The organism is Streptomyces venezuelae (assembly GCF_008642335.1).
Classification (GTDB): domain Bacteria; phylum Actinomycetota; class Actinomycetes; order Streptomycetales; family Streptomycetaceae; genus Streptomyces; species Streptomyces venezuelae_F.
Genome location: NZ_CP029191.1, coordinates 6,125,818 through 6,146,254, shown reverse-complemented (window position 1 = coordinate 6,146,254; position 20,437 = coordinate 6,125,818). Strand labels below are relative to the sequence as shown.

Here is a 20,437-nt window from a genome sequence, read left to right as displayed (position 1 = left end):
CGGATTCCGTACGACGAATGAAGACGGGGCCAGGATAGGCACGCGTAGTCGAGCCGCGGAGTGAACGATTGTTAGCGGCGCTCGCGGGGCACACGTTAGGCACGGCGCAGGGTTGTCAGACCACCGCTTCCTTCCGTGCGCCTCCTCTCCGCCTCCCCGCCGATCAGAGCCGCTCGGCACCCTGGGAGACGGCAAGCGCACCGCCCATCGCTCGCCGGTCCGCTCCCTGTCGACCCGCACCCGACGACCGGCGGACGGTCGCCGATTCGGGGGTTGACATGACCACACAGAAGGCTTGGTTACGGGGGGTGGGTCCTGCCGCCGCAGCGGGGCTGGCCTTGACCGTGGGCGCTCTCGGCGTCCTCCTCAACCAGCAGCATCAGCTCAAGAAGTTGCGTATGCGGCTCGACCGGTGCGAACAGAAGGACCGTGGAGAGCCGCAGCGACACATCGATCTGGCCAACCAGCAGCGCCTCCAGTGGGAACTGCTGAGCAAGGCGATGGAGGATCCCACACTGGCCGCGGTGCTCGACACGTCCGAGGGTTCACTTCCGCATGCGAAGCATCGCCAGTTCCTCTTCGCCAACGCCCTGTACACAAACGCCCTGCTCGCCTACCGCATCGGCAACGTCAGCCGGGTCGAGCTCTTCGGCCACCTGCGCGGGACACTCCAAAATCCCATCTTCCGCGAGTACTGGGAGGTCACCCGGGACGCCAGGGCGAGCCTCGAAGAAAACTCCGTAGAGGCCCAAGTGGGGCGGATGGTGGACCACTTGATCCAGGACCTGGATGAATCCGACACGGAGGAGTGGTGGGTGGTGGGCACTCCGCCGGAGTAACCCGATAGAGGTCATATCGGCGGAATATCCGACCACAAGAGGAGTAACCTTCCGCCACCCCATCCATCCGTCATCAGAGGATCAGGATCCCTTTGCAGATCGTGCGCCGCATCGGTGTGTCCCCGCGTGAACGCGGCAGCACCTCCGGCCAGACGTGCCCCGACATCTTTGAGCTGAACGATGGCAACTTCGCCGTCATTGGGACGGACTGGACCACAGTCCTGGAAGCAGAATTGCCTTCCGACGCCGGGCGCGCAGACTACGAGCGCATCGTCGTCATCAGCCGCGAAACGTTGATCAGGGCTAAAGCGGACATCCCTGATAAGTAGCCAAGCGGTGACCTCTCAGGGGCGCGGGACGGATACCCCCGCGCTCCCGGCCGGTTCCCGCGACGAACCGGACGGCCTCGGCCCGGTCGGCTGAGGCCGGAGGAGGACGCCTCAGTGACCCGACGCAACAGCAGGCCTCGCGGCGCCGCGGCATGGGCCTGCGTGACCCTGGCCTCACTCGCTGTCATCTGCTTCACCCCGTTCCTGCTCGACGGCCTGGCACCACGCTCGCTGGACTGGAACCGCCTCAGCGACATCAGCCAGACCTACGGTGCCCTGTCGGTTCTCTTCTCGGCCGCCGCATTGATGGGCGTCGTCCTATCCATCGCCCACCAGTCGCGGCAGACCCGCATACAGAACGAGACAGCCCACCGCTCAAATCACCATCAGCTCACTCTGCTCACCTTGCAGGACCCGTCCTTCCTGGTGTGCTGGGAGCCACCCAACACACCTGTCACACAGGAGCGCTGGCGGCAGATTCTCGTGAGCAACCTGATCGTCAGCATGTGGTGGAGCGACTTCACACTCGATCTGCTCAACGAGTCTTCCTTGCGGGCGGTCCTGAGTGACTACTTCCGCGGCGAGGTGGGCCGTAATTACTGGGCGAACAGCGGAGCGTCCTGGCACCGACTCGCGGAGTCGGGTTCCGACCGCCGCATGCGCGCCTTCGTGCGCACCGCCGACGAGGTGTACGCGAGCGCCGTGGACGCCGGCCCCGCCGTGGCGTCCACGACGTACTTCACGCCGCCGCACCCCGCTCCGCCCGGCGCCGAGTGAACCAAGCTGGGACACCGCGGCGACGTCCCACGAAGTGCTCATGGAGAACTCACAGGCGATACACAGGTTGGCTGATTCTCGCTGGTCCCAGCGAGCGGAATCGGCGAGAAACAGCCCCCGACAGATGGGAATCTACCGCTCGTGAGCACACCAGACATCACCCGCCGCATCGGCGCCTCTCCCCGTCAGCGCGGCAGCCTCGACGGCAACACATGCCCCGACATCTTCGAGCTGAGTGACGGCACTTTCGCCGTCATCGGCGCCGACAGGACAGCGGCGCTCGACAGCAGACTTCCGGCCGACGCCGGGCGTTCGCGTGACGAGCGGATCGTGGTCATCACCCGCGAGACACTAATTCGCGCCAAGATCGACATTCCTGATGTCTGAGCACTGAATTGCACGCGCTGACCCGCGCCCCCGGAGCTCCGCGTGAAGCGGCGCACCGGGGGTGCCTTACGCTCGCAGCTCCCGGGCATGGCCACTTCACGCCACAGCCTGAAAGGCCGGCCCCTCTCGACGACGGGCCTACGTAAGCCTTGGCGCCGCAGGCGCCGGTGCCGGCACTGGCACCGGAGGAACCGTCCCCACATAGCGTGCCGCCGGGCGGATGATCTTTGTGTCGCGTGCCTGTTCCAGGATGTTGGCGCTCCAGCCGATCACCCGTGCCGATGCGAACGTCGGCGTGAACATCTCGCGGGGCAGGCCGCACAGTTCCATGACCACGCCCGCGTAGAACTCCACGTTCGTGTGAAGCTCGCGGCCCGGCTTCAGCTCCGCGAGGATCGCCTCGACCCGGCGCTCCACCTCCACCGCGAACTCCACCATGTCGCCGCCGAACTGCTGGGCGATGCCTCGCAGCATGCGGGAGCGGGGGTCCTCGGTGCGGTAGACGGGGTGGCCGAAGCCCATGATGCGGTCCCCGGCGAGGACCCGCTCGCGGATCCAGCCGTCGATGCGGTCGCGGGTGCCGATCGCGTCGAGCGTGTCGAGGGCCCGGCTCGGGGCGCCACCGTGCAGCGGGCCCGACAGCGCGCCGACCGCGCCGACCAGACAGGCCGCGACGTCCGCGCCCGTCGAGGTGATGACCCGGGCGGTGAATGTTGACGCGTTGAAGCCGTGATCAATGGTCGAGATCAAGTACTGCTCGATCGCCCGGGTGCGGGCGGCGTCCGGTTCCGAACCGGTGAGCATGTAGAGGTAGTTGGCGGCGTACGACAGGTCGTCGCGCGGTTCCACGGGGTCGAGGTCCTGGCCGAGCCGGTACAGCGCGGTGAGCAGTGTCGGCACGACGGCGGACGCGGCCAGGGCGTCCGCGCGGCGTCGTTCGTCGTCGATGTCGTACACCGGGCGGAAGCCCTGCGACGCACCGAAGAGGGACAGGGCGGTGCGCAGGCCCGAGAGCGGGCCCGACAGGACACTGGCGCGGGCTATGGCGGGCAGCGCATCGCGCACCTCGGCGGGGAGATGACGCAGCGACGCGGTGTGCGCGGCGAACGCGGCACTCCGCGCGGCGTCGGGCAGCTCGCCGTGGAACATCAGGTGCCACACGTCCTCGAAGCCGCGCTGCTGCGCGAGTTCGACGGCCGAGTACTGGCGGTAGTGGTAGAAGCCCTCGTACCCCCGGACGTCTCCGATCTCCGTTTCGGTGACGACGACGCCGGCGAGTCCTCGTGGGACCTCGACGGGCTCGGTGGGGGCGGCGGTGGAGCCATTGATCGGCATGTTCTTCCTCGACTTCCTCCCTGGACTTGATTCGACTGTCCATGCTTGACTGATATTGTGTCAATATTGATTCGATCAATATGAACGTACAGGTATCGGGATGCGGATACGGTGACGCCCATGACGGATCAAGGAACCACGCACGAAAGCCGGCGGCTCAGCACCAAGGAAGCCGCCGAACTGCTCGGCGTGAAGCCCGAGACCGTGTACGCGTACGTGAGCCGCGGACAGCTCAGCAGCCGCCGCGGCCCCGGCTCCCGCGGCAGCACCTTCGACGTCAAGGAGGTCGAGGCGCTGGCCCGCAGGAACCGACGCGAACCCGCCGCACCGACCGCGGCCAACGAGCTCTCCGTACGCACCCGCATCACGCTCATCGACAAGGACCGCTACTACTACCGCGGTGTCGACGCCGCGCAGCTCGCGCTGGACCACTCCTACGAGGAGGTCGCCGAGTGGCTGTGGACGGGCGTCCTGCGCCCCGGCGTCGACTTCACCGCCCCCGAGGAGACCGTCGCCGCGGCCCGCGGCGCCGTCGACGCGCTGCCCGAGCACAGCGGCCCCACCGACCGGCTGCGCGTCGCCGCCATTGCCGCCGCTGCCGCCGACCCGCTCCGCTTCGACCTCTCCGAAGACGCCGTCATCGGCACCGCGCGCACCCTCATCCCCACCCTCGTCACCGCGCTTCCGCCCGTCCTGCCCATGCACCGTGACGCAGGCCCGCTCGCCCGCCGCCTGTGGGCCAGACTGACCGGCATCGAGCCCGACGAGGCCGCGCTGGAGGCCCTGGACACGGCACTCGCGCTGCTCGTCGACCACGACCTCGCCGCGTCGACGCTCGCCGTCCGCGTCGCGGCCTCGGCGCGCGCCCACCCCTACGCCGCGGTGTCCGCAGGACTCGGCGTCCTGGAAGGCCCCCTGCACGGCGCGGCGAGCGGGCTCGCCCACCGGATGCTGCTCGAAGTGCTCGACCGGGGCAGCGCGGCTCCCGTGGTCGCCGACGAACTCCGCGCGGGCCGCCGGGTCCCGGGGCTCGGCCACCGGCTCTACCCCGACGAGGACCCGCGCGCGCAGGCCTTGTTCGCCCTCCTGGAGGGGATGCCCAAGGCCGCCCCCGCCCTGGCGGCGGCACGCGACGTGGTCGCCACCACCGCCCGCCACACCGACCTGCGGGCCAACGTCGACCTCGCCCTGGCCGTCCTCACGTCGTCCACGGGGATGCCGGCGGAGGCGGGCGAGACGATCTTCGCGGTGGCACGCACGGCCGGCTGGATCGCGCACGCTCTCGAGGAGTACCAGGAGCATCCGCTGCGGATGCGTCCCAGCGGCCAGTACGTCGGTCTTCGCCCGCCCCAGCCGATGCCCTCCCCGCAGGCCGCCTCGGGGACGTGACGCCCTCCGCGTCGCCCGGCCCGCCCCAGAGGCCCACCAGCGGTGGCAGACGGTGCCTGAAGGACCCGGGAAGCAGCGGGGGTTAGGCTCGCCTGCGTGAGTACGTGTGCGACCGCCTCGCGGGACCTGTCCGAACCGCTCGCGGGAACCGCGGCCACCGCCCGGACATGGCTCCTGCTGGAACAGCCGGGCCCCTGGGGCGCCAAGGCCCTGACGTCCAGCCACCTCGACCCGGAGCTCGGCCGCGCCCTGGACAGGGCCGCCAAGGGCACCGGCGTGCGCATCGCCCTGATCCGCCGCCCCGGACGCCACGCGGACTGTCACGCGGCGGCCCGGCACCAGGTCTACGTGGGGCACACCGTCCCGGGCCGCACCTGGCTGCGCGGCACGGTGCTCGACGATCCCCGTCAGCTGCTGGACCTCGATTTCGCCGCCCTCGGCGCGGGCGACCACGGCGGCTTCGGCGCCCCGCACACCGGCGACCCGCTCGCGCTCGTGTGCACGAACGGCAAGCGCGACCGCTGCTGTGCCCTGCTCGGCCGGCCGCTCGCCGCCGACCTCGCCGCCTCCGAGGCAGAGGGCACCTGGGAAACCACTCATCTGGGTGGTCATCGCTTCTCGCCCACCCTGCTCGTGCTGCCCTACGGATATGCGTACGGCCGCATGGAGACACCCGCCGTCAAGGAAGTCCTCGACGCCGCACGCGCGGGCCGCGTCCTCACCAAGGGCTGCCGGGGCAATTCGGCCTGGGAGCGGCCCGGGCAGGCCGCCGAGCTCGCCGTGCGCGAGGAGACGGGCGAAGACGCGGCCGACGCCCTGCGGGTCGTCGCGACGGACAGGGCGGCCGGAGCGGACGGAAAGGCGTCGCCCTGGGAGGTGACCGTCGCGCACGCGGACGGCCGCCGGTGGCGCGTCACCGTCGCGCAGGAGGTGTCGCTGCCGCCCCGCCCGGAGAGCTGCGGCGCGGAACTCGGCTCACCCGCGCGGATGGACGTCGTGGCCGTGCGGACGATCCCCGAGAGCGCCGACGGGCCCACGTACGAGATCCCCGCCACAGTGACTTCGAAGTAGCCCCGTCGCGGCCGTACCGTTCGTACACATGAGCCCGACCTCCCCTGCGCGACGCCTGCGCCTCGGCCTGCCGCGGCGTGTGTTCTCGCAGGTGCTGCTCATGCAGCTGGCCATCGCGGCCGGGGTCGCGGTGCTCGCCACCGGCCTCTTCCTCGCGCCGCTGAGCGACCAGCTCGACGACCAGGCGATGCGCCGGGCGCTGGCCATCGCGCAGACGACGGCCGCCCAGCCGCGCCTCGCCGAGGACCTGTCGTCGTCCCCGCCCACGGCCGAAGGACCCGTCCAGAAGGCGGCCGAGCGGATCCGGCGGGCCAGCGGCGCCGAGTACGTAGTGATCATGAACAAGGAAGGCGTGCGCTGGTCCCACACCGACCGCGGCCAGATCGGCAAGGTCGTCTCGACGGACCCCAGCGACGCCCTCGCCGGGCGTGATGTCATGGAGATCGACAACGGCACGCTGGGGCGCTCGGCCCGCGGCAAGGTGGCATTGAGGGACGCGGGCGGGGACATTGTGGGCGCTGTCTCCGTAGGCATCGAGTACGACAGCGTGCGGGCCCGTCTGGTCCACTCGATCCCCGGGTTGCTCGCCTACGCGGGCGGGGCCCTGGCCGTCGGTGCGCTCGCCGCGTACCTGATCTCCCGAAGGGTGCAGCGGCAGACCCGCGACCTGGCCTTCTCCGACATCTCCGCGCTGCTCGCCGAGCGCGAGGCGATGCTGCACGGCATCCGTGAGGGAGTCGTCGCGCTGGACCGGACCGGCCGGATCCGGCTGCTCAACGACGAGGCGCAGCGTCTCCTCGGGCTCGGTACGGAGGTGATCGGGCAGCCGCTCGACGAAGCGCTCGGGGACGGGCGTACGACCGACGTGCTCGCCGGCCGGGTCACCGGAACCGATCTGCTGACCGTGCGCGGGCAGCGCGTCCTGGTCGCCAACCGCATGCCCATGGACGACGGCGGCGCCGTCGCCACCCTGCGCGACCGCACGGAGCTCGAACAACTCGGCCGGGAGCTCGACTCCACCCGAGGCCTGATCGACGCCCTGCGCGCGCAGGACCACGAGCACGCCAACCGCATGCACACGCTCCTCGGGCTGCTGGAACTGGAGATGTACGAGGAGGCCGCGGAGTTCGTCGGCGAGGTCGCAGGCGCCCACCGGGTGACCGCCGAGCAGATCACCGAGAAGATCCACGATCCGCTGCTCGCCGCCCTGTTGGTCGGCAAGGCGACCGTGGCGACGGAGCGCGGCGTCGCTCTCTCGGTACGGCGCGACACCGCCCTGCCGGACCGCCTCGTCGATCCGGGCGGTCTCGTCACGATCGTCGGGAACCTCGTCGACAACGCCCTCGACGCCGTCGCCGGCACCCGCCACGCACGCGTGGAGGTCGATCTGCGCACCGAAGGGCGCACCGTGGTCCTACAGGTGCGCGATTCCGGCCCGGGAGTGCCCGCGGAACAGCGAGAGACGATCTTCACGGAGGGGTGGACTACCAAGGAGCCGCCCGCTCACGGCAAACGCGGCATCGGTCTCGCCCTGGTCCGCAGGCTCGCCGAACGGCAGGGCGGCAGCGCACGCGTCGGTGAAGCTCCGGACGGCGGCGCGGAGTTCACCGTCGTACTGCCCGAGGGGCTGACGGAGCCCGGGATCGCCACGGCGGACGAGCAGAACGGTCCACAGCACGAAGGAGCGACGATGACCCGCGTCCCCGAGGAGCCACGATGATCGAGGTTCTCGTCGTGGACGACGACACCCGCGTCGCGGACGTCAACGCCGCCTACGTGGAGAAGATCCCCGGCTTCCGCGTGGCCGCGAAGGCGCACAACGCCGCCGAGGCCCTGCGCCTCGTCGAGGACGTGCCCGTCGATCTGGTGCTGCTTGACCACTACCTGCCGGACGAGACAGGACTCTCCGTCGTACGCAGCCTGCGGGAGCGGGGCCACCAGACGGACGTGATCATGGTGACCGCGGCGCGCGACGTCGCGACCGTGCAGGCGGCGATGCGCCACGGTGCGCTCCAGTACCTGGTGAAGCCGTTCTCCTACGCGGGTCTGCGCGCGAAGCTCGACGCGTACGCCGCCCTGCGCCGCACCCTGGACAGCGGCGGCGAGGCCGAACAGGCCGAGGTCGACCGCATGTTCAGCGCCCTGTCGTCGACTCCCGCGCCCGAGCTCCCCAAGGGGCACTCCCCCACGACGGCGGAGCTGGTGCGCCGGGCCCTGATGGCCGCGGAGGGGCCGCTGTCGGCCCAGGAGCTGGCGGACCGCACCCGACTGAGCCGGCAGACGGCACAGCGCTACCTGAAGCTCCTGGAGCGCACGGGCAGAGTCCGGCTGAGCCTCAAGTACGGCGACACGGGCCGCCCCGAGCACCGCTACGAGTGGGCGGCCAGCGCCTGAGACACCGCGAAGACCCGACGTGCCGAGCGGGCCGCCTTCCCCTCACGTGGGGGGAATCGTTACGCCGCACCGGCACCCGTGAGCGACCGCACCTCCGTCTCCGCGTGCTTGATCTCGTCCGCCGCCTCGCGCGAGGTGACCGTGCCGAGCCACCCCGCGAGGAAGCCCAGCGGGATGGAGACGAGACCCGGGTTCTCCAGGGGGAAGTACTGGAAGTCGACCCCGGGGAAGAGGGAGTGCGGCCCTCCGGAGACCACCGGCGACAGGACCACCAGCACGAGCGCGGGCAGCAGTCCCCCGTACACCGACCACACCGCACCCCGCGTCGTGAAGCTCCGCCAGAACAGGGAGTAGAGCAGCACCGGAAGGTTCGCTGACGCGGCGACGGCGAAGGCGAGGCCCACCAGGAAGGCGACGTTGAGATCGCGGGCCAGCAGACCGAGGCCGATCGCGATCACGCCGATCCCCGCGGCGGCGAGCCGGGCGACCGCCACCTCGCTGCGCGGCTTCGCGTCCCGCCGCCGCAGGGAGGCGTACAGGTCGTGGGCCACGGACGCCGACGAGGCGAGCGTGATCCCGGCGACCACGGCGAGGATCGTGGCGAAGGCGATGGCGGCGACGATCGCGAACAGAACCGTTCCGCCCGTGGAGTGCGCGCCGCCTCCCAGGTCGAGCGCGAGGAGCGGAACCGCCGTGTTGCCCGCGGCATTCGACCCGCGCACCGCATCGGGGCCGACGAGCGCGGCCGCGCCGAACCCGAGCACGATCGTCATCAGGTAGAAGCTGCCGATCAGGCCGATGGACCAGACGACGGAACGGCGGGCGGCCCGCGCGGTCGGCACGGTGTAGAAGCGGGAAAGGATGTGCGGCAGACCGGCGGTGCCGAGGACCAAGGCGAGGCCGAGGCTCATGAAGTCGAGGCGCGCGGTCCAGTCCCCGCCGTACTTCAGCCCGGGCGCGAGGAACCGGTCGCCGTGACCACTGCGGTCCGCCGCCGTCCGCAGCAACTGGTCGAAGTCGCCGTGGAAACGCACCAGGACGAGGACGGTCAGCGCGATCGCCCCGGCCATCAGCAGGACCGCCTTGACGATCTGGATCCAGGTGGTGGCCCGCATCCCTCCCAGCGACACATAGACGACCATGAGCGCGCCGACGCCGATCACCGTCCAGGTCTGCGCCGCCCCGCTCGTCCCTCCGAGCAGCAGCCCCACCAGTGAGCCGGCCCCCACCATCTGCGCCACCAGATAGAGAACGGACACGGTGACCGAAGAAGTTCCCGCCGCGATCCGCACGGGACGCTCCCTCATCCGCGCGGCGACGACATCGCCGAGCGTGTATCTCCCGCAGTTGCGCACGAGTTCGGCCACGAGAAACAGGACGACCAGCCAGGCGACGAGGAAGCCCACCGAGTAGAGCAGCCCGTCGTAGCCGAAGAGGGCGATCAGCCCGGAGATGCCGAGGAAGGAGGCGGCCGACATGTAGTCACCGGCGATGGCGAAACCGTTCTCCATCGGGGAGAACAGCCGCCCGCCCGCGTAGAACTCCTCCGCCGAGCCGTGCCTCTTGCGGCTCGCCCAGGTGGTGATCGCAAGGGTGACGGCAACGAACACCCCGAACAACAGCAACGCCAAGGTCTGGTGATCCCCCTTCACCGCTCCACCTCCCGGGCGCACACCGCTTCATGCGCAGGGACCTCGTTCTGCGCGGGCACCACGTCCGGCCGCACCCCCGCACCCCGCTCCACCCGCTGCTCCTGCTCCCGTTTCTGCTCGAAGACGGCCCAGCGCAGGTCGAGCGCCGCCCTGTCCCGCCGCAGCCGTGCGTGGCGCGCATACGCCCATGTCAGCAGGAACGTCGTCAGGAACTGCCCGAGCCCGGCCACCATCGCCACGTTCACCGCGCCGCTGACGGGCCGCGCCATCAGGCCCGGTGCCGTCGTCGCGGCCACGACGTACGCGACGTACCAGGTGAAGAAGAGCGCCACTCCCGGGACGACGAACCTCCGGTAGCGACCGCGCACTTCCTGGAAAGCGGCGCTGCGCTGCACTTCCACGTAGATGTCGGCCGCACTCGTGCTCCCCTGCGGGCCCGCGGGAGCCGGCTCCCCTGTGCCGTCGAGCTCTCCCCAGCCGGAGGCAAGCGTGTCGTACCAGGGGTCTCTCAGGTCGCCGGAGCGGTCCCGGCCGGTAGCGGCCCGGCCCGGTCCGCCGTCGGGCCCCTCGTGCTTCTCCACCGAACTCTCCTTAGTCCGCAGCCCTGTTCGGCCACGTGCCCAAGGATGGACAGAACGGTAAGATCCCTGACTCTCCTCTCAATGCTCTTCACCCCATCAGGTGAAGCCACGTCAGATGCCGGAGCCTCTGTCCAGCTTGATGAGCCCATGTCGGTACGCGTAACGCACGGCCTGCGCGCGGTCCTTGAGGGATGCCTTCGCGAAGAGGTTGTTGATGTGGGTCTTCACTGTCGCGGTGGAGACGTGCAGCGCCCGCGCGATCTCGTGGTTCGACATTCCCTCGGCGATCAGGACCAGCACCTCGGTCTCCCGCGCGGTCAGGCCGTCGGGCGGAGCCGCCGACGGCGCGTCGTCCGGCTCCGACAGCCGCTCGAGGAGCCGCCGCTGGATCCGAGGGGAGAGTCCCGCGTCCCCCGAGAGCACGTCCTCGACGGCCCGCACGATCTCGTCCCCGCCCGCGTCCTTCGTGAGGTAGCCGCGCGCCCCCGCTTTGAGCGCGGGGAACAGCGAGTCGTCGTCCGCGTAGGTCGTGAGCACGACGACCTGAGTTCCCGGATACTCGGCGCGGATACGTCGCGTGGCCTCCGCGCCGTCGCACCGGGGCATCCGCAGGTCCATCAGGACGACGTCCGGAGCGAGTTCGCCGACCAGGCGCACGGCCTCTTCGCCGTCCGCTCCGGCGCCCACCACCTCGATGCCGGGCAGCAGTCCCAGCAGCATCACGATCCCCTCACGCACCACGGTCTGGTCGTCGACCACGATCACCCGCGCGGGTGGCTTACCCCGGCTCTCGACAGGCCCCGCCGGACCGGCGTCCGCCGCCTTCGCAGCGGTTTCGTCCCCCGTCATCCCGGCACCCTCAGCGTCACCACGAAGCCCTCCTCACCCGGTCCCGCCTCCAGGGATCCGCCCAGCAGCTCGGCGCGCTCGCGCATCCCGAGCAGACCGTACCCGGCACCGGAAGCGGCGAGTTCACCCGGCGACTTCCCTCCCGAATCCCTGACGTCGAGCCTCACTTGATCGTTCTCGTACCGCAGGCACACCTCGACCTGCGCGCCGGGCGCATGCTTGCGGACGTTCGTCAGGGCTTCCTGCGCCACCCTCCGCACCGCCTGGGACGCCTCGGCCGGCAGGGGGCGCCGGTCCCCCGTCACGGTGACCGACGCACGGTCCGCCGCGACGAGCTCGCGCAGGAAGTCCTCGACCGGGGTCATCTCCCCGCGCAGCGCGGACAGCGCCTGTCTCGTCTCGGCGAGCCCCTCCCTGGCCATGGACCGCGCCGCCACCACCCGGCCCAGAACCTGCTCCTTGGACGCGTCGCCCTCGATCAGCAGCCGCGCGGCCTCCAGGTGGACGAGCTGGGCGGAGAGGCTGTGCGCGAGCACGTCGTGGATCTCGCGGGCGATGCGGGCCCGCTCGGCGAGGGCGGCCGCTTCCGTCTCCGCGACCCGCGCGGCGCGCTCCTGTGTGAGCAGCCGGAGGGCGCTGCCTCGCGCCTCCGCGTCCAGTCGCAGGGTGTACCCGGCCAGTGCCAGGCCGATGACGACGAGCGCCGTGGTGAGCGGGCTGTCGCCTATGTATGCGGCGTATCCGGTCATCGCCAGGAGCACACAAGGCGCCGCCGCGACCATCGGGAGGCGTTCCAGGGCGGAGATCGCCGAGCCGCACCACAGCACCGTGGCGAGCACCTGCCAGTCACCGGACTCGGCAGCGATCGCGGCGGCCCATAGCAGTGACATCAGTGCCAGGGACGGCCAGAGGCGGTGGGCGAACGAGACCCGGAAGAACGCCCATCCCACCCCGGCGACGGCCAGGACGATCGCCACCCCGGCGACCAGCCGCCAACCGCGTTCCGTGTGGAACGCGTCCCAGAGCAGGCTGCCGAGGATCACCACGCGCAGGACCCTGACGAACCACAGTCGGGCCAGGCTCATCCCCGCCCAGGTGAGCGCCTCGCGGGAGGGCCACCTCGTCCACCAGTCCCCACTCACACGGGTTCCTTCCGCATCGGCTCGGGCGCCGCGTCGGCCATACCGTACGCTGCGGGTCGGGTGCCGGCGCGCTGTATGAGCAGACCACTGCGGACCAGCAGCGTGGCCGCGAGGGCCAGCATCAGACCGGGGGTGCCCTGGCGCACATGCAGCAGCGAGCCGATGCCGAAGAGCCCCGCCCGCAGTCCGATGCCGACGGCCCAGACCACGGCGGTGGCCTTGGTGCCCTTGCTCCACGCGGTGCCGTCGGGCTCGGTCCACACATGGGACGTACGCGCCCAGCCGGCGCCCATGGCCAGGCCGACGAGCAGCTCGACGGCCAGCAGTGTCACGGACGTCGCACGGTGCTGGGGATCGATCAGGTCGGGTTCGCGCACGGCCATGAAGACCAGCACGGCTGGTATCAGCCACCAGCGCCGGTCCGTGCCGATCTCCTGCGCCTTGAACTGGCGGACGACCACCAGCACCACGACGGCGCAGATCACCAGTGCGTTGGTGAGCCCGGACATGTCAGCCTCCGTACGGCGAGCGGGACGAGGCCGGTCCGCGGAGGACCGACGCCTTCGACGCTACGGAAACCGCCTGGTCACGGCATCGGCGCAGGGGTTGAACACGGGTGGAGCCGTGCTCTCCACCCGCGGGTGGAGAGCACGGCTCCTGCCGTATCTCGCGCGCCCCTGCACCGGGGCGCGCGGATTGTTACGCGTCGATCCGCGAGCGGTCCAGCGTCGCCGCGGAGCTCGTGATGAATTCCTTGCGCGGCGCGACGTCGTTGCCCATCAGGAGATCGAAGACCTGCTCGGCGGAGTCCAGGTCGGAGATGTTGATGCGGCGCAGGGTCCGGAAGCGCGGGTCCATCGTCGTCTCGGCCAGCTGGTCGGCGTCCATCTCGCCCAGGCCCTTGTAGCGCTGGATGGAGTCCTTGTACCGGATGTTCTTGCGCTGCAGTTCGAGAAGCGTCTCGCGCAGCTCGCGGTCCGAGTACGTGTAGATGTACTTGTCCTGGCCCTTCTTCGGCTGGCTGAGCTCGATGCGGTGCAGCGGCGGGACCGCCGCGAAGACCCGGCCCGCCTCGACCATCGGCCGCATGTACCGCTGGAACAGCGTCAGCAGCAGGATCCGGATGTGCGCGCCGTCGACGTCGGCGTCGACGAGCAGGATGATCTTTCCGTAGCGCGCCGCGTCGATGTCGAAGGTCCGGCCCGACCCGGCTCCTATGACCTGAATGATCGCGCCGCACTCGGCGTTCTTCAGCATGTCCGTCACGGACGCCTTCTGAACGTTGAGAATCTTGCCGCGGATGGGCAGGAGCGCCTGGAACTCGGAGTTCCGGGCCAGCTTGGCGGTGCCGAGCGCGGAGTCGCCCTCGACGATGAAGAGCTCACTGCGCTCCACGTCGTCGCTGCGGCAGTCGGCGAGCTTCGCGGGCAGCGACGAGGACTCCAGGGCCGTCTTCCGGCGCTGGGCGTCCTTGTGCTGGCGGGCCGCGATGCGGGTGCGCGCGGCGGCGACGGCCTTGTCCATGACCGCGCGGGCCTGAGCCTTCGCGTCCCTCTTGGTGGAGGTCAGGAACGCCTTGAGTTCCTTGGCGATGACGTTCGCGACGATGCGGTTGGCCGCGGAGGTGCCGAGCACTTCCTTCGTCTGGCCTTCGAACTGCGGCTCGGCGAGACGGACCGTGACGACCGCCGTGAGGCCCTCCAGGGCGTCGTCCTTGACGATGTCGTCCTCGGCGACGCGGAGCACCTTCTGGGTGCGCATGGCCTCGTTCATCGTCTTCGTGAGGGAGCGCTCGAAGCCGGAGACGTGGGTGCCGCCCTTGGGGGTGGCGATGATGTTGACGAAGGACTTGATCGTCGTGTCGTACCCGGTCCCCCAGCGCATGGCCACGTCCACGCCCAGCTCACGGGTGACCTCGGTGGGCGTCATCTGGCCGTGCTCGTCCAGGACGGGGACGGTCTCCTTGAAGGTGCCCTGACCGGAGAACCGGAGGACGTCGCAGACCGCCTTGTCCTGCGCCAGGTACTCGCAGAACTCGCTGATGCCGCCGTCGAAGCGGAAGGATTCCTCGCCCTTCGAGCCGCCGTCGCCGAGACCGAGCTCGTCGCGCACGACGATGGTCAGGCCCGGGACCAGGAAGGCGGTCTGGCGGGCGCGCTGGTGCAGGTTCTCCAGCGAGAGCTTGGCGTCCTTCAGGAAGATCTGGCGGTCCGCCCAGTAGCGCACGCGCGTGCCGCTGCGGGCCTTGGGGACCTTCTTGACCTTGCTCAGCCTGGCCGAGGGGTCGAAGGGCGCCTCGGGGCCCGGCTTGGCGAAGGCGCCGGGGACACCGCGGCGGAAGCTGATGGCGTGGGTGTGCCCGGCGCGGTCCACCTCGACGTCGAGGCGCGCGGAGAGCGCGTTCACCACGGAGGCGCCCACGCCGTGCAGGCCGCCCGAGGCGGCGTACGAGCCGCCGCCGAACTTGCCGCCCGCGTGGAGTTTGGTCATGACGACCTCGACCCCGGAGAGGCCGGTCTTGGGCTCGACGTCGACCGGGATGCCTCGGCCGTTGTCCCGGACCTCTACGGAGGCGTCGTCGTGGAGGATGACCTCGATGTGGTCGCAGTACCCGCCCAGGGCCTCGTCGACGGAGTTGTCGATGATCTCCCAGAGGCAGTGCATCAGACCGCGGCTGTCCGTCGACCCGATGTACATGCCCGGACGCTTGCGGACGGCCTCGAGCCCCTCCAGGACGAGGAGGTGCCGCGCGGTGTAGTTGGAACCGTCCCGGTCTGCTCCTGTCAGCAACGCTGTGGACGGCACGGACGTCTCGGCGGTCACGCGGTTCGCTCCTCGCTGAATTTCAAGGGGGGTCCTTTGGGGTAAGGACGCGGCTTCGGTTACCGGTCAGAGGGTACCGAGGCCTGGTAGAGCCGTTGTCACGCCACCCTCGTCTCAACTCAGACTAGTCCAGACTCGCATACACGTTCGATCCCTCGATGGAGTGAAGCGCACGTCACGTTCCCTTCGAGGCATGAACCATTTAGGCTCCGGGCACGTCCTCATGAACAACCGGCAACCCAGCCGGGGACGACCTGACCTGACAGACAGCGCGAAACCGTAAGACACGTAAGAGACGCAATACGGCACATTCGCCGCCAACCGGCAACGGACAGCCACCTCGAAAGAAAAGTTCGAGGAAAAGCCACGAGCGGGAACGTTTTCGGCCTGGTTGGATGTTGACCCTGGTACGACAGCTCGTCGAGCTAGAGAAGAGGCGACGTGACTACTGTTCTGACCCCCGCGAGCCCCCTGACGGCCGCTGATCGCTGCGACCGCTGCGGCGCCCAGGCATACCTGCGCGTCGTCCTGTTGAGCGGCGGTGAACTGCTCTTCTGCGCCCACCACGGCCGCAAGTTCGAGCCGGAACTCAAGAAGATCGCCGCTGAGATACAGGACGAGACGGAGCGCCTGACCGCCGTTCCGGAAAGCGTCACCGAAGAGGAACGCTGACACCTCGCATCCACGACGAGCCAGCTCCGGCGCACCAGGCCGGCGAACGGGCGGCCGCCCCTGCCAACCGCAGGGACGGCCGCCCGCTCTCGTCACAGAGGCACCCAGAGCCCTTCTGGGCCCCTCTGAGCCGCCCGCCGACCCGTCACCGGCCGGGGACGGCTCAGTCGCGGGCGCTCAGCACCCTGGTGACGTCCGAGATCCGCGTATAGACGCCAGGGCTCCCGGGACGGCCGCAGCCGCTCCCCCAGGACACGAGCCCGATGAGACGGCCGCGCGCGACGAGCGGGCCGCCACTGTCGCCCTGACAGGCGTCCCGTCGCCCCTTCATCTCGCCGGCGCAGAGCATGGTCCGGGCGATGTACCGCCCCTCGGCACTGCCCGGGTACGCCTCCTCGCACACTTGGTCGGCAAGCACCTCGACGTGCGCCGAATGCAGCGAGCGGGCGTAATCGCCCTCTCCGGTGGTGTCCCCCCAGCCGTATACGGCGGCACCCGTGCCCGGCCGGTACGCGGGGTCGCCGGGCCCCGCCATCCGGATGGTGCGCCCCTCCGGAAGGGGCTCGGCGAGGGTCAGGGCCGCCACGTCGCCGGAGTTCGTGTGCGCGTCGTACTCCGGGTTGACCCGGACCTCGCGTACGGACACCTCGTCCCCCTCGGAGGACCGCAGGTCCCCGCGGCCGACGAGGACCTTCAGGTCCGTCACTTCTTTCAGCGGCACCCCCAGCACGTCCTTGCTCACGCAGTGGGCCGCGGTCAGGACCGTGGAGCGCCCGGTGATCACGCCGCCGCAGAACTGGCCTGCTCGTGAGCTGCCGAACCGGGCACGGCTGGACACGGCGACCACCCATGGACTGTCGGACACGTCCACCGGATGGCCTCCGACGACCACGCTGTCGGCCGACGCGGGGGCCGGGACGGCCAGGGGCAGGGCGACGGTAGTGGCCGCCAGAGCCAGCACCCCCGTCCACGCTCGGGCGAAGGGACGACGCATGCGATCTCCTCACTCTGGGTTGCCATTGCGTACCCCAGAGTCATGCAGTATCGCTCACCCCGCACCCGCGCAGGCGAAAGGCCCGAAGTCCGCTTGTCGCGGGCTTCGGGCCTTTCGTGGAGCCTTCGGGTGACCGGCCTGTGCCTAGTCGAGGTAGTCGCGCAGGACCTGCGAGCGCGACGGGTGACGCAGCTTCGACATCGTCTTCGACTCGATCTGACGGATGCGCTCGCGCGTCACTCCGTAGACCTTGCCGATCTCGTCGAGGGTCTTGGGCTGGCCGTCCGTGAGGCCGAAGCGCATGGAGACCACGCCCGCCTCACGCTCGGACAGGGTGTCCAGGACGGAGTGCAGCTGCTCCTGCAGGAGCGTGAAGCTGACCGCGTCGGCCGGCACGACCGCTTCGGAGTCCTCGATGAGGTCACCGAACTCGCTGTCGCCGTCCTCACCCAGGGGGGTGTGGAGGGAGATCGGCTCACGGCCGTACTTCTGGACCTCGATGACCTTCTCGGGGGTCATGTCGAGTTCCTTGGCCAGCTCCTCCGGCGTGGGCTCGCGACCCAGGTCCTGGAGCATCTGGCGCTGGACACGGGCCAGCTTGTTGATGACCTCGACCATGTGCACCGGGATACGGATGGTGCGGGCCTGGTCGGCCATGGCGCGGGTGATCGCCTGACGGATCCACCAGGTGGCGTACGTGGAGAACTTGTAGCCCTTGGTGTAGTCGAACTTCTCGACCGCGCGGATCAGACCGAGGTTGCCCTCCTGGATGAGGTCCAGGAAGAGCATGCCGCGGCCGGTGTAGCGCTTGGCCAGGGAGACCACCAGGCGGAGGTTGGCCTCGAGGAGGTGGTTCTTGGCGCGGCGCCCGTCCTCGGCGATGATCTCCAGCTCGCGCTTGAGCTTCGGGGCGAGCTTGTCGGCGTTGGCCAGCTTGTCCTCGGCGAACAGACCGGCCTCGATGCGCTTGGCGAGCTCGACCTCCTGCTCGGCGTTGAGGAGGGGGACCTTGCCGATCTGCTTCAGGTAGTCCTTGACCGGGTCGGCGGTGGCGCCGGCCGCGGCGACCTGCTGGGCGGGCGCGTCGTCCTCGTCCTCGTCCGAGAGGACGAAGCCCTGGGCGCCTTCCTCGGCGGGCTCGCCCTCGCCGGGCTTGCCGGCGGCGGGTGCCTCCTCGGTGACCTCTTCGTCGAGGAGCTCGTCGGCGTCCTTCTTGGAGGTGGTCTTCTTGGCCGCCGTCTTCTTGGCGGTGGTCTTCTTGGCGACGGCCTTCTTGGCCGTCGTCTTCTTGGCTGCGACCTTCTTCGCGGGCGCGTCCTCGGCGGTGCCGTCCGCGGTCGGCGCCTCAGTGGCGGCGGTGGCGGTGGGCTTCGCCGTGGTGGCCTTGGCCGCGACCGTCCTGGTCGCGGTGCGCTTGGCCGGGCTCTTCGCTGCGACGCTCTTGCGGGGGCGTTTCGGCTCCGCGGCACTGACCATCAGCGTCACACCCTCTTCCTCGAGGATCTGGTTGAGGCTGCGCAGAACGTTCTTCCACTGAGTGGCCGGAATCTGGTCAGCTTCGAAGGCACGACGCACGTCATCGCCGGCGATCTGCCCATCAGCCTTTCCCCGCTCGATGAGCGCCATGACAGAGACGGATTCGGCGATCTCCGGCGGGAGCGTACGGGATGTGCTGGCCGACACGAACAACCTCTCGGAACGTTGGAAAACGGCTTCCGGCCCCGTCCATTGTGGACCGGAGCCGACGACCGGCGGCTAGGGATTTGGGCCGACGGCGCGGGCGGGGCCGGGGAGCTGCACAGCGTCGCGAACGACCGCTGTATTCCTTCCTCGGCTATCACCTCTTAGGTCATCGCGCTGTTCCTTGGAGCGTTACGCCCAATCTACGTGGCCCGAGTCACACCCCGTAAGCGCACAAAAGCATCCAGATGCGGTCAGAAGCGGCCTATACGCATGCACGAATGATCCCCCGATGCCCCGCGAAGAAACCCCCCACATTCGTGTCGCCGGACTCCCCCGTGCTCTCCGAGGAGCTCGTGGCGGGTCCGGCGACACAGGGGGCGACGGCGGAGTCGCCGACGGGCACGGAGTGACGTACGCGACGACTCAGCGCCGGCGCGGGGCACGCGCACGGCCGCGGCGCCTACGTGGAGGCGCGGTCAGTGCTCGCGCGGGGCGGGCACGACGCGCTCCACCTCGGGGTGGACGGTGAGCAGCTGCCGCATGGCGGCCTCCGCGCCGGATCCGTCGCCGGCGGCGAGGGCGTCGACGACACGGGAGTGGTGCACGAGCGAGGCCTCGCTGGGACGGTCACAGCCGGTGATCGGGCCGCCGGAGACCTGCAGGGCGGCCGAGACGATGCCCGAGAGGTGCTCCAGCATGCGGTTGCCCGCGACCTGGATGAGCAGCGAGTGGAACTCGGCGTCCGCGCGGGAGAAGGTGATCACGTCACCCTGACCCAGCGCGTGCCCCATGATCTCGACCATGTCGGCGAGGCGCTGCTGCACCTCCTCGCGGCCGTGTCCGGCGGCGAGGCGCGCGGCGAGGGGCTCGATCATCCAGCGCAGCTCGCCGAGCTCCCGGCGCTGGTCGTCGCGCTGCGGCCCGAAGGCGCGCCACTCGATGATGTCCGGGTCGAGCAGGTTCCAGTCGCTGACGGGGCGCACGCGCGTGCCGACGTTGGGCCGGGCGCTGACCAGGCCCTTGGCCTCGAGCACGCGCAGGGACTCGCGCACGACGGTGCGGGAGACCTCGAAGCGCTGGCCGATCTCTTCGGGGACGAGCGGGCGGTCGGCGCCGAGGTCACCGGAGACGATCATCTGGCCGAGCTGCTGGACGAGTTGGCCGTGCAGCCCGCGGCCGCGGCTTCCGGCGGCGCGCCGGCCCACGCGCCCCAGGTCCTGGTCGGGGCCGTCCCAGACGGGAGGTGCGACGCGGTCGCCGACGGCGGACTCCGCGTACGGGTATCGGTCGAGGTCGCCCGGGCCGGCGAGACCGGAGTCGGCGGAGCGGGCGGTGGTCATCATGGTGTGCGCAAGGGTACTCACGGATCAGTTGTCGGCGCTGCCTCCAACTCCCTTGAGGTCTTTGGTGAAAAGCACACGAAAGGGTGATCGCTTACCCCGCCGCAATTGACGCCTTATCGGAAAGAAACGGACGCCCTGCGGGGAGTTGCGCGCAGCCCCGTTCCGGAAGGCGGCGGG

General features: G+C 70.0%; 19 protein-coding genes. 9 read left to right on the top strand and 10 right to left on the bottom strand.

From position 1 onward, the window contains the following. Nucleotides 1-278: 278 nt before the first annotated feature. The 4 genes from DEJ49_RS27715 to DEJ49_RS27700 all read left to right on the top strand — a co-directional run bounded on the left by DEJ49_RS27715 (nucleotide 279) and on the right by DEJ49_RS27700 (nucleotide 2,332). Nucleotides 279-839: a DUF6082 family protein gene (locus DEJ49_RS27715; RefSeq protein ID WP_150186628.1), complete on the top strand. Its 561-nt coding sequence runs from the start codon at nucleotides 279-281 to the stop codon at nucleotides 837-839. A 92-nt stretch (nucleotides 840-931) separates the two neighbouring features. Further along, complete coding sequence (locus DEJ49_RS27710) at nucleotides 932-1,168, top strand: hypothetical protein (protein WP_150186627.1); 237 nt, start codon at nucleotides 932-934, stop codon at nucleotides 1,166-1,168. A gap of 114 nt (nucleotides 1,169-1,282) precedes the next feature. After that, nucleotides 1,283-1,945, top strand: a complete 663-nt coding sequence (locus DEJ49_RS27705) for a DUF6082 family protein (protein WP_150186626.1) — start codon at nucleotides 1,283-1,285, stop codon at nucleotides 1,943-1,945. A gap of 141 nt (nucleotides 1,946-2,086) precedes the next feature. Then, complete coding sequence (locus DEJ49_RS27700) at nucleotides 2,087-2,332, top strand: hypothetical protein (protein ID WP_223833015.1); 246 nt, start codon at nucleotides 2,087-2,089, stop codon at nucleotides 2,330-2,332. Between the two features lie 138 nt (nucleotides 2,333-2,470). On the opposite strand, the gene DEJ49_RS27695 is transcribed toward DEJ49_RS27700, so the two are convergent. Next, nucleotides 2,471-3,667 (bottom strand): citrate synthase/methylcitrate synthase, encoded by a 1,197-nt coding sequence (locus DEJ49_RS27695; RefSeq protein ID WP_150186625.1) that lies wholly within the window; start codon nucleotides 3,665-3,667, stop codon nucleotides 2,471-2,473. Nucleotides 3,668-3,787: 120 nt separating this feature from the next. Here DEJ49_RS27695 and DEJ49_RS27690 point away from each other — a divergent pair, with 120 nt between their 5' ends. The 4 genes from DEJ49_RS27690 to DEJ49_RS27675 all read left to right on the top strand — a co-directional run bounded on the left by DEJ49_RS27690 (nucleotide 3,788) and on the right by DEJ49_RS27675 (nucleotide 8,521). Continuing rightward, nucleotides 3,788-5,056, top strand: a complete 1,269-nt coding sequence (locus DEJ49_RS27690) for a citrate synthase family protein (RefSeq protein ID WP_150186624.1) — start codon at nucleotides 3,788-3,790, stop codon at nucleotides 5,054-5,056. A 96-nt stretch (nucleotides 5,057-5,152) separates the two neighbouring features. Beyond that, nucleotides 5,153-6,127, top strand: coding sequence for a sucrase ferredoxin (locus DEJ49_RS27685; RefSeq protein WP_150186623.1), 975 nt, complete (start codon nucleotides 5,153-5,155; stop codon nucleotides 6,125-6,127). Nucleotides 6,128-6,155: 28 nt separating this feature from the next. Continuing rightward, nucleotides 6,156-7,847: a sensor histidine kinase gene (locus tag DEJ49_RS27680; RefSeq protein ID WP_223833014.1), complete on the top strand. Its 1,692-nt coding sequence runs from the start codon at nucleotides 6,156-6,158 to the stop codon at nucleotides 7,845-7,847. Beyond that, complete coding sequence (locus tag DEJ49_RS27675) at nucleotides 7,844-8,521, top strand: response regulator (protein ID WP_150186622.1); 678 nt, start codon at nucleotides 7,844-7,846, stop codon at nucleotides 8,519-8,521. The genes DEJ49_RS27680 and DEJ49_RS27675 overlap by 4 nt, the downstream gene beginning before the upstream one ends. Before the next feature lie 59 nt (nucleotides 8,522-8,580). Here DEJ49_RS27675 and DEJ49_RS27670 read toward each other — a convergent pair whose 3' ends face one another. From DEJ49_RS27670 to DEJ49_RS27645, 6 genes are all read right to left on the bottom strand, one after another. Then, nucleotides 8,581-10,173 carry a cation acetate symporter gene (locus DEJ49_RS27670; protein WP_150186621.1) on the bottom strand — a complete coding sequence of 531 codons (1,593 nt, stop codon included), beginning with the start codon at nucleotides 10,171-10,173 and terminating at the stop codon, nucleotides 8,581-8,583. Beyond that, on the bottom strand, nucleotides 10,170-10,754 hold the full coding sequence (locus DEJ49_RS27665) for a DUF485 domain-containing protein (RefSeq protein ID WP_150186620.1): 585 nt from the start codon (nucleotides 10,752-10,754) through the stop codon (nucleotides 10,170-10,172). The genes DEJ49_RS27670 and DEJ49_RS27665 overlap by 4 nt, the downstream gene beginning before the upstream one ends. 111 nt (nucleotides 10,755-10,865) lie before the next feature. Beyond that, nucleotides 10,866-11,603 (bottom strand): response regulator transcription factor, encoded by a 738-nt coding sequence (locus tag DEJ49_RS27660; RefSeq protein ID WP_150186619.1) that lies wholly within the window; start codon nucleotides 11,601-11,603, stop codon nucleotides 10,866-10,868. Continuing rightward, nucleotides 11,600-12,745: a sensor histidine kinase gene (locus DEJ49_RS27655; RefSeq protein ID WP_150186618.1), complete on the bottom strand. Its 1,146-nt coding sequence runs from the start codon at nucleotides 12,743-12,745 to the stop codon at nucleotides 11,600-11,602. Before DEJ49_RS27655 ends, DEJ49_RS27660 begins: the two co-directional genes overlap by 4 nt. Then, the gene (locus DEJ49_RS27650; protein WP_150186617.1) at nucleotides 12,742-13,254 is read right to left on the bottom strand and encodes a DUF1453 family protein; all 513 of its coding nucleotides are present in this window, start codon (nucleotides 13,252-13,254) and stop codon (nucleotides 12,742-12,744) included. The genes DEJ49_RS27655 and DEJ49_RS27650 overlap by 4 nt, the downstream gene beginning before the upstream one ends. A gap of 190 nt (nucleotides 13,255-13,444) precedes the next feature. Then, nucleotides 13,445-15,568 (bottom strand): type IIA DNA topoisomerase subunit B, encoded by a 2,124-nt coding sequence (locus DEJ49_RS27645; RefSeq protein WP_150186616.1) that lies wholly within the window; start codon nucleotides 15,566-15,568, stop codon nucleotides 13,445-13,447. Nucleotides 15,569-16,009: 441 nt separating this feature from the next. Between DEJ49_RS27645 and DEJ49_RS27640 the strand changes: the two genes are divergently transcribed. Further along, nucleotides 16,010-16,240, top strand: coding sequence for a hypothetical protein (locus DEJ49_RS27640; protein ID WP_150186615.1), 231 nt, complete (start codon nucleotides 16,010-16,012; stop codon nucleotides 16,238-16,240). A 163-nt stretch (nucleotides 16,241-16,403) separates the two neighbouring features. On the opposite strand, the gene DEJ49_RS27635 is transcribed toward DEJ49_RS27640, so the two are convergent. The 3 genes from DEJ49_RS27635 to DEJ49_RS27625 form a co-directional block, all read right to left on the bottom strand. Then, the gene (locus tag DEJ49_RS27635) at nucleotides 16,404-17,234 is read right to left on the bottom strand and encodes a S1 family peptidase (protein ID WP_150186614.1); all 831 of its coding nucleotides are present in this window, start codon (nucleotides 17,232-17,234) and stop codon (nucleotides 16,404-16,406) included. A 144-nt stretch (nucleotides 17,235-17,378) separates the two neighbouring features. Continuing rightward, nucleotides 17,379-18,923 (bottom strand): RNA polymerase sigma factor, encoded by a 1,545-nt coding sequence (locus tag DEJ49_RS27630; protein ID WP_150186613.1) that lies wholly within the window; start codon nucleotides 18,921-18,923, stop codon nucleotides 17,379-17,381. A gap of 470 nt (nucleotides 18,924-19,393) precedes the next feature. Beyond that, nucleotides 19,394-20,281 carry a FadR/GntR family transcriptional regulator gene (locus DEJ49_RS27625; RefSeq protein ID WP_190329460.1) on the bottom strand — a complete coding sequence of 296 codons (888 nt, stop codon included), beginning with the start codon at nucleotides 20,279-20,281 and terminating at the stop codon, nucleotides 19,394-19,396. Nucleotides 20,282-20,437: the final 156 nt, after the last annotated feature.

Excerpts from the sequence above, each read along its gene's own strand:
- DEJ49_RS27695 (WP_150186625.1), bottom strand. The coding sequence starts at position 3,667 with ATGCCGATCAATGGCTCCACCGCCGCCCCCACCGAGCCCGTCGAGGTC.
- DEJ49_RS27690 (WP_150186624.1), top strand. The coding sequence starts at position 3,788 with ATGACGGATCAAGGAACCACGCACGAAAGCCGGCGGCTCAGCACCAAG.
- DEJ49_RS27650 (WP_150186617.1), bottom strand. The coding sequence starts at position 13,254 with ATGTCCGGGCTCACCAACGCACTGGTGATCTGCGCCGTCGTGGTGCTG.
- DEJ49_RS27635 (WP_150186614.1), bottom strand. The coding sequence starts at position 17,234 with ATGCGTCGTCCCTTCGCCCGAGCGTGGACGGGGGTGCTGGCTCTGGCG.
- DEJ49_RS27660 (WP_150186619.1), bottom strand. The coding sequence starts at position 11,603 with ATGACGGGGGACGAAACCGCTGCGAAGGCGGCGGACGCCGGTCCGGCG.
- DEJ49_RS27680 (WP_223833014.1), top strand. The coding sequence starts at position 6,156 with ATGAGCCCGACCTCCCCTGCGCGACGCCTGCGCCTCGGCCTGCCGCGG.
- DEJ49_RS27715 (WP_150186628.1), top strand. The coding sequence starts at position 279 with ATGACCACACAGAAGGCTTGGTTACGGGGGGTGGGTCCTGCCGCCGCA.
- DEJ49_RS27675 (WP_150186622.1), top strand. The coding sequence starts at position 7,844 with ATGATCGAGGTTCTCGTCGTGGACGACGACACCCGCGTCGCGGACGTC.